5 protein-coding genes and 1 pseudogene are annotated in these 8,335 nt (G+C 67.2%); 2 read left to right on the top strand and 4 right to left on the bottom strand.

The annotated features are described in order from the left end of the window. Window positions 1-229: pseudogene (locus tag A5701_RS28525) on the top strand (DUF1275 domain-containing protein); the annotation flags it as partial. Between the two features lie 9 nt (window positions 230-238). On the opposite strand, the gene A5701_RS09860 reads toward A5701_RS28525, so the two are convergent. Both A5701_RS09860 and A5701_RS09855 read right to left on the bottom strand, forming a co-directional pair. Beyond that, window positions 239-1,246 (bottom strand): PHP domain-containing protein, encoded by a 1,008-nt coding sequence (locus A5701_RS09860; protein WP_067751891.1) that lies wholly within the window; start codon window positions 1,244-1,246, stop codon window positions 239-241. Window positions 1,247-1,322: 76 nt separating this feature from the next. Beyond that, window positions 1,323-1,754, bottom strand: a complete 432-nt coding sequence (locus tag A5701_RS09855; RefSeq protein ID WP_067751888.1) for a hypothetical protein — start codon at window positions 1,752-1,754, stop codon at window positions 1,323-1,325. 51 nt (window positions 1,755-1,805) lie between these two features. Here A5701_RS09855 and A5701_RS09850 point away from each other — a divergent pair, with 51 nt between their 5' ends. Continuing rightward, a complete protein-coding gene (locus A5701_RS09850) occupies window positions 1,806-2,654 on the top strand; it encodes an LLM class F420-dependent oxidoreductase (protein WP_067751885.1) in 849 nt (282 codons plus the stop codon). Between the two features lie 397 nt (window positions 2,655-3,051). Here A5701_RS09850 and A5701_RS09845 read toward each other — a convergent pair whose 3' ends face one another. Together A5701_RS09845 and gltB are read right to left on the bottom strand one after the other, a co-directional pair. Beyond that, entirely contained in the window at window positions 3,052-4,518 is a 1,467-nt protein-coding gene (locus tag A5701_RS09845; RefSeq protein ID WP_067751882.1) for a glutamate synthase subunit beta, read from the bottom strand. Next, window positions 4,511-8,335: glutamate synthase large subunit (gltB, locus tag A5701_RS09840; RefSeq protein WP_067751879.1), on the bottom strand; the 3,825-nt coding region annotated here is incomplete at its 5' end. The genes A5701_RS09845 and gltB, both read right to left, overlap by 8 nt.

Raw genomic sequence — 8,335 nt, 5'->3', positions numbered from 1 at the left:
CAGTCGACTGCACGGAATCGATAAATGGAAAGCCGCGATCCTGGCGACCACCCTCCTGCTGTTCCTCGGGGGCGGCGTGGCCGGGATCGTGTTCGGCGCGCGGTTGGGGGGTTACGCGTTGCTCATCCCGGCCGCGACCTGCGCCACCGTGGCCGCCGCCAATCTATTGCAGAGCGCCGCCCGCAGCGAAGAACCGGTTCCCGAGCACGCCGAACCGGTGCGGGTCTGAGCGGCCGTCTCAATTCGAGCCGGTCCACTCCAGCAGCTTGTCGGCCGGCCAGGTGTTGACGATCCGGTCGACGGGCACGCCCACGTCCAGCGCACGCTGCGCGCCGTAGCCGAGGAAGTCCAATTGGCCCGGCGCGTGCGCGTCGGTGTCGATGCTGAACACGCAGCCGAGTTCGAGCGCCAGCTTGAGCAGCGCGGTCGGCGGGTCCCGGCGTTCGGGTCGCGAGTTGATCTCCACCGCGGTGCCGTGATCGCGGCAGGCGGTGAAGACCGCTTCCGCGTCGAACTTCGATTGCGGACGGATGCCCCGGTTGCCCGATACCAGCCGGCCGGTGCAATGGCCCAGCACGTCGGCGTGCGGATTCGAAACTGCGCGCACCATGCGCCGCGTCATCGCCGAGGCGTCCATCGACAGCTTGGAATGCACGCTGGCCACGACCACGTCGAGCCGCTCGAGCAGCTCGGGCTCCTGGTCCAGGCTGCCGTCCTCGAGGATGTCGACCTCGATCCCGGTGAGGATGCGCATCGGCGCGAACTGGTCACGCAGCTTGTCGATGACGTCGAGCTGCGCACGCAGGCGCTGGGGCGACAGCCCGTTGGCGATGGTCAGCCGCGGCGAGTGGTCGGTCAGCGCGCAATACTCGTGCCCGAGCGCGGACGCAGTCGCCATCATCTCGTCGATCGGTGCCGACCCGTCCGACCAGTTCGAATGCAGATGCAGATCGCCCCGCAACGCCGCCCGGATGTCCCCGCCACCGAGATCCTCTGCGGCCGAACGTAATTCGGCCAGCAGGTCGGGCTCGCTGCCGCACCAGGCCTGGTCGATGACCTTCGCGGTCTTGGGACCGATGCCGGGCAGCGACTGCCAGCTGTTGGCTTGGCCGTGCCGCTCGCGCGCCGCGTCGTCGAGCCCCTCGATGATGTCGGCGGCGTTGCGATACGCCATCACGCGCCGCGGGTCGTGGCGGCTGCGGTCCTTGTAGTAGGCGATCTGCCGCAAGGCCTCTACGGGATCCATGACTCCAGTGTGCCTGCGTGGTGACTGCAAGCGCGGCGGAGCCGGGCGACGCAGGTCACCGCCAAAGCCGTCCGGGTCACCGGAACTGCCCGGCGATGAATCCGGCGAGCAGGACGCCGAAGCCCCCGATCTCGCCGGCGATGAGCAACGCCATCATCACCCCGGTGCCGGGGACGGGGTTCTCGAACTGGTTGACGGTGTCGCGCCGCGCCCCGTGCCCGATGTAGCTGAGGATGGCGCCGACGAAAAAGAAGACGACCACGCCGGCCGCGGCCAGGTTGAGCCACGCCGGCCACGCGCTCAGCTCGACGAAGACCGCCAGCAGCAGCGTCGCAAACGAGTAGAGCAACGCCGCCCGGTGTGCGATGTCGACGTAGGGATGGGCGCGGTGGTCGTCGGCCGTCATGATCTGCCGGTACTTCCAAACCCCGAGGACCAGCGCGAGCAGAAAGATCAGCCCGGCCGCCAGCAGCGTGATCTTGGTGTCGAGCCCGAGGGAGTAATTCATCGCGAGCCTGAGTTTAGTTGCCCTTCATAAAGATCGACTAACGTCGATTCCATGCGATTCGCCTTCAAGACCTCCCCGCAAAACACCACCTGGGCCGACATGCTCGCCGTCTGGCAGGCCGCCGACGACATCGACGTTTACGAGTCCGGGTGGACCTTCGACCACTTCTACCCGATTTTCTCCGACAGCAGCGGGCCCTGCCTGGAGGGCTGGACGACGCTGACCGCGCTGGCGCAGGCCACCAAAAGGTTGCGGCTGGGCACGCTGGTGACGGGCATTCACTACCGCCACCCCGCCGTGCTGGCCAACATGGCCGCCGCACTCGACATCATCTCGGACGGGCGGCTCGAGCTGGGCATCGGAGCCGGCTGGAACGAGGAAGAGTCAGGCGCCTACGGCATCGAGCTGGGCAGCATCCGGGAACGTTTCGATCGATTCGAGGAGGCGTGCCAGGTGCTGACCAGCCTGCTCAGTCAGGACACCACGGACTTCGACGGCAAGTACTACCAGCTCAAGGGCGCGCGCAACGAACCCAAGGGCGTCCAGCGCCCGCACCCGCCGATCTGCATCGGCGGCAGCGGGGAGAAACGGACGCTGCCGATCACCGCCCGCTACGCGCAGCACTGGAACTTCGTCGGCGGCCCGCCCGAGGTGTTCGCGCGCAAGCGCGACGTGCTCGCCGCGGAGTGCGAGAAGATCGGGCGCGATCCGAAGGAGATCATGTTGTCGGCGCACCTGCGCCTGGACGAGCAGCGCAACTACCAGCAGGTCGCCGAGGAGGCGGCCGGGCTGGCGGCCGAGGGACTCGACCTGGGCATCGTCTACATCAACCCGCCCCACGACCCGAGCGTCCTGGAACCGCTGGCCGAGGTCATTCGCGATTCGGGATTGCTGAGCTGATCAACACCGGTACCGGGGACCTTCGCGGTGTGCCGAACATGTCCCCCCGTTTGCTCCGTCGAGCAAACCCCCGCGTCGCACCCGGAGGCGCGCGGCGGGGCGGCTATGCCCCGAAGATCAGTAATTCGGCGGCGGTGACCAGGCGCTCGTGTTTGGCAGGGAACTCGCGGCTCTTCACGGGGTGACGAAACCAGGACCAGGCGATTCGCCCCATCCGGGATCGAGGTACTGGATTGATGTGCACAGTGATCACTCCTGCGATCGTTCCGTTCCGCCGGAGCCCCGATCACTCGCCCGTGTGACGAAGCCCACAACGGGTTATTAGACACCCGCCGCCTGGCAAACGGTGGCAGACTCGCCGATTTTGGGACGTGTGTTTCTGATGTGACTTCTGTGACTACTGGAGCGGTACTGCGGTCGGCTTGACCGGCGCGGGAAGGGCGGTCACACCCATCAGGTAGCGGTCCACGGCCGCGGCCGCGGCCCTGCCCTCAGCTATCGCCCAGACGATCAGCGACTGGCCGCGGCCCATGTCCCCGGCGACGAACACGCCCGGTACCGACGTGTCGAAGTCGGCGCCACGCGCGACGTTGCCGCGATCGGTGAGCTTGACTTCGAGGTCGGTGAGCAGGCCCTCCCGTTCCGGTCCGACGAAGCCCATCGCCAGCAGCACCAGATCGGCCTCGAGCTCGAAGTCCGAGCCCTCGACCTTGACGAACTTGCCATCCTGCATGGTGACTTCGTGGGCTTTGAGCGCCGTCACGCGGCCATCCTCGCCCACGAACTGCTCGGTGTTCACCGAGAACACCCGCTCGCCACCCTCTTCGTGCGCCGACGAAACCCGGTACATCAAGGGGTAAGTCGGCCACGGGGTCGATTCGGCCCGAGACTCCGGCGGGCGCGGCATGATCTCGAACTGGTGCACGACGGTGGCACCCTGGCGGTGCGCGGTGCCCAGGCAGTCCGCGCCGGTGTCGCCGCCGCCGATGATGACGACCTTCTTGCCCTTGGCGGTGATCGGGGGCTCCCCGTCGGGCCCGAGGACGTCATCGCCCTCCTGCACCCGGTTGCCCCACGGCAGGTACTCCATCGCCTGGTGGATTCCGTCCAGGTCCCGACCGGGGACGGGCAGGTCCCGCGCGGCGGTCGCACCACCGGCCAGCACCACCGCATCGAAGTCGGCGCGCAGCTGTTCGGCGGTGATGTCGACCCCGACGTTCACACCGGCGCGGAACTCGGTCCCCTCGGCGCGCATCTGGTCCAGGCGCCGGTCGAGGACGCGCTTCTCCATCTTGAATTCCGGGATGCCGTATCGCAGCAGGCCGCCGATGCGGTCAGCCCGCTCGAACACGGTGACCGTGTGGCCGGCGCGGGTCAATTGCTGCGCCGCGGCCAAACCGGCCGGGCCCGAGCCCACCACCGCGACCTTCTTCCCGGTCAGCTTGTCCGGGGGCAGCGGCTCGACGAAGCCTTCTTCGAAGGCGCGGTCGATGATCTCCAGCTCGATCTGCTTGATAGTCACCGGATCCTGATTGATGCCGAGCACACAGGCCGGTTCACACGGCGCCGGGCACAGCCTGCCGGTGAAGTCCGGGAAGTTGTTGGTGGCGTGCAGCCGCTCGATCGCGTCGCGCCACCGGCCCGTGCGCACCAGGTCGTTCCATTCGGGGATCAGGTTCCCCAAAGGACAGCCGTTGTGGCAGAACGGAATACCGCAATCCATGCAACGGGTCGCCTGCTCGCGCAGCGTGCCTTCGTCGAAGTCTTCGTAGACCTCGTGCCAGTCCTTCAACCGCAGCGGGACAGGCCGACGCTTCGGCAGTTCCCGGTGGGTGTACTTCAGGAAGCCGCTCGGATCAGCCATGCGCGGCCGCCATGATCGCCTTGTCCACGTCGATGCCGTCGCGCTCGGCTTCGGCGATCGCCTGCAGCACCTTCTTGTAGTCGCGCGGCATCACCTTGACGAAGTGGCGCTGTTGACCGCGCCAGTCGGCCAGGATCCGCTGGCCCACCGCGGAATCGGTGGCATCCACGTGCGCCCGGATTATCCCGTGCAGGAACTCGGCATCGTCGGAGTCCAGCGCCTCCATGTCCACCATCTCGATGTTGAGATTGTCCGGCAATTCCTCGTCCGGGTCATATACGTAGGCCACGCCGCCGGACATTCCCGCGGCGAAGTTGCGGCCAGTGCGGCCCAGAATCACTACCCGACCACCCGTCATGTATTCGCATCCATGGTCACCCACACCTTCGACCACCGCGTGGGCACCCGAGTTGCGGACCGCGAACCGTTCGCCGACCACTCCGCGCAGGAATGCCTCCCCGCTGGTCGCGCCGAACAGGATCACGTTGCCGCCGATGATGTTGTCCTCGGCCACATAGTCCTGCGGGGCGTTGTCCGACGGCCGCACCACAATCCGGCCACCGGACAGGCCCTTGCCGACGTAGTCGTTGGCATCGCCGTAGACGCGCAGGGTGATTCCCTTCGGGACGAATGCCCCAAAGCTGTTGCCGGCGGAGCCGTCGAACGTTATGTCGATGGTTCCATCCGGAAGGCCCTGGCCGCCATAGGCTTTCGTCACCTCGTGGCCGAGCATGGTGCCCACCGTGCGGTTGACGTTGCTGATCGTGGTGGAGAAACGCACCGGCTTGCCGGAATCGAGCGCCTCCCGGCTCATCACGATCAACTGCTGATCCAGCGCCTTGTCCAGACCGTGATCCTGCCGCGAGCTGCAGTACAGGTCCTGGTTCATGAACGCCGACTCGGGCTCGTGCAGCACCGGCGTGAGGTCCAGCTTGTGCGCCTTCCAGTGCGCCCGCGCCAGCGTGGTGTCCAGCGCCCCCACCTGGCCGACGGCCTCGTTGAGGGTGCGGAAACCCAACTGCGCCATGTACTCCCGCACCTCTTCGGCGATGAACATGAAGAAGTTCTCGACGAACTCCGGCTTACCGGTGAACCGCTCCCGCAGCAGCGGGTTCTGGGTGGCGACGCCGACCGGGCAGGTGTCCAGGTGGCACACCCGCATCATGATGCAGCCGGCCACCACCAGCGGCGCGGTGGCGAAGCCGAATTCCTCGGCGCCCAGCAGCGCGGCGATCATCACGTCGCGGCCCGTCTTGAGCTGGCCGTCCACCTGGACCACGATCCGGTCGCGTAACCCGTTGAGCAGCAGGGTCTGTTGCGTCTCGGCCAGACCGAGCTCCCAGGGCGCGCCGGCGTGCTTCATCGACGTCAGCGGCGTCGCGCCGGTGCCGCCGTCGTGGCCCGAGATCAACACCACGTCGGCGTGCGCCTTGGAAACGCCGGCCGCAACCGTGCCCACCCCGTTCTCGGAGACCAGCTTGACGTGCACCCGCGCGGACGGGTTGGCGTTCTTCAGGTCGTGGATCAGCTGCGCGAGGTCCTCGATGGAGTAGATGTCGTGGTGCGGCGGCGGAGAGATCAGGCCGACGCCGGGCGTGGAGTGCCGGACCTCGGCGACCCACGGGTACACCTTGTGCCCCGGAAGCTGGCCGCCCTCACCGGGTTTGGCGCCCTGGGCCATCTTGATCTGGATGTCGGTGCAATTCGTCAGGTAGTGCGAGGTCACGCCGAACCGTGCGGACGCGACCTGCTTGATCGCGCTGCGGCGCCAATCCCCGTTGGGATCGCGGTCGAAACGCTTGACGTCCTCGCCGCCCTCACCGCTGTTGGATCGCCCACCCAACCGGTTCATCGCGATGGCGAGCGTCTCGTGGGCTTCGGCCGAGATGGATCCGTAGCTCATCGCCCCGGTCGAGAAGCGCTTGACGATCTCGCTCGCCGGCTCGACCTCTTCCAGCGGAATCGGGGGACGCACACCGCCGCGGAACTTCAGCAGGCCACGCAGTGAGGCCATCCGCTCGCTCTGGTCGTCGACCAGCCGGGTGTAGTCCTTGAAGATCTTGTACTGACCGGTGCGGGTCGAGTGCTGCAGCTTGAAGACCGTCTCCGGATTGAACAGGTGATACTCACCCTCCCGGCGCCACTGGTATTCGCCGCCCACCTCGAGCTCGCGGTGCGCGCGCTCGTCGCGGCGGTCCAGGTAGGCCAGCCGGTGGCGCGTCGCGACGTCGGCGGCGATGTCCTCCAGGGTGATACCACCGATCGGACAGCTCAGTCCGGTGAAGTACTCGTCGAGCACGTCCTCGGAGATGCCCACCGCCTGGAACAGCTGTGCACCGGTGTAAGAGGCGAGCGTCGAAATGCCCATCTTGGACATCACTTTGAGCACGCCCTTGCCGGCCGCCTTGACGTAATTGTTCAGCGCCTTCTCGCGGTCGATCCCGTCGATCGCGCCGCGGTCGAGCATGTCCTCGATCGACTCGAACGCCAGGTAGGGGTTGATCGCCGCGGCCCCGCACCCGATCAGCATCGCCATGTGGTGCACCTCGCGGGCGTCACCGGTCTCGACGACCAGGCCCACGTGGGTGCGTGTCCGGTCGCGCACCAGGTGGTGGTGCACGCCGGCGACGGCGAGCAGCGACGGGATGGGCGCCATCTGCTCGTTGGACTCCCGGTCGGACAGGATGATGACCCGCGCACCGTCCTCGATCGCCGCCGACGCCTGTGCGCGCACGTCGTCCAGCGCCGCGGCCAGCCCCGCGCCGCCCTCGGCGACCGGGTACAGGCAGCGAATCACTTTGGACCGCATGCCATGCGGACGCCCGTTGACTTCGTCGTCGGGGTTGAGGTTGACCAGCTTGGCCAGCTCGTGGTTGCGCAGAATCGGCTGCTGCAAAGCGATCTGGTGACACGAGTGCTCGGTCGGCGTCAGCAGGTCGCGCTCCCCGCCGGTGGTGCCCTGCAAACTGGTCACCACCTCCTCGCGGATGGCGTCCAGCGGCGGGTTGGTCACCTGGGCGAAGAGCTGCTGGAAGTAGTCGTAGAGCATCCGCGGACGCTGCGAGAGCACCGCGACCGGGGTGTCGGTGCCCATCGAGCCGATCGGCTCTGCGCCGGTGCGCACCATGGGCGACACCAGGAGGTTGAGCTCCTCGTAGGTGTAGCCGAAAGCCAGCTGCCGCTTGACAAGTCGATCGTGGGGCATCCGCACGTAATCGCCCTGCGGCAGCTTCTCGAGGGGAACCAGGTTCCTATCGAGCCACTCCTGGTACGGGTGCTCGGCGGCGAGCTCGGCCTTGATCTCCTCGTCGGAGACGATGCGGCCCTGGGTGGTGTCCACCAGGAACATGCGGCCCGGCTGCAGCCGCATCCGGCGGACCACCTTGGCGGGGTCCAGATCCAGGACACCCGCCTCGGAAGCCATCACCACCAAGCCGTCGTCGGTGACCCAGATCCGCGAGGGGCGCAAGCCATTTCGGTCAAGAACGGCGCCAACGATGGTGCCGTCGGTGAAGGTGATCGACGCGGGACCGTCCCAGGGCTCCATCAACGACGCGTGGTACTCGTAGAACGCCCGACGCGCCGGGTCCATCGATTCGTTGCGCTCCCAGGCCTCGGGGATCATCATCAGCACCGCGTGCGCCAGGCTGCGGCCGCCCAGGTGCAGCAGTTCGAGCGCCTCGTCGAAGCGTGCGGTGTCGGAGGCACCCGGGGTACAGATCGGGAACAGCTTCTCGACATCGGCTTCCGTGCCGAAGATCTCGGTCTTGATCAACGCCTCACGGGCCCGCATCCAGTTCTCGTTGCCGGTGACGGT

Origin of the sequence: Mycobacterium sp. E3305 (assembly GCF_001666785.1) — a bacterium.
Taxonomy (GTDB): Bacteria; Actinomycetota; Actinomycetes; order Mycobacteriales; family Mycobacteriaceae; genus Mycobacterium.
The sequence above is the reverse complement of the archived record's forward strand: the minus strand, read 5'-3'. Positions and strand labels throughout refer to the sequence as shown.

What these genes read in the sequence shown, in the direction of transcription:
- A5701_RS09860 (WP_067751891.1), bottom strand. Translation starts at nt 1,246, where the DNA reads ATGGATCCCGTAGAGGCCTTGCGGCAGATCGCCTACTACAAGGACCGC.
- A5701_RS09845 (WP_067751882.1), bottom strand. Translation starts at nt 4,518, where the DNA reads ATGGCTGATCCGAGCGGCTTCCTGAAGTACACCCACCGGGAACTGCCG.
- A5701_RS09850 (WP_067751885.1), top strand. Translation starts at nt 1,806, where the DNA reads ATGCGATTCGCCTTCAAGACCTCCCCGCAAAACACCACCTGGGCCGAC.
- A5701_RS09855 (WP_067751888.1), bottom strand. Translation starts at nt 1,754, where the DNA reads ATGAATTACTCCCTCGGGCTCGACACCAAGATCACGCTGCTGGCGGCC.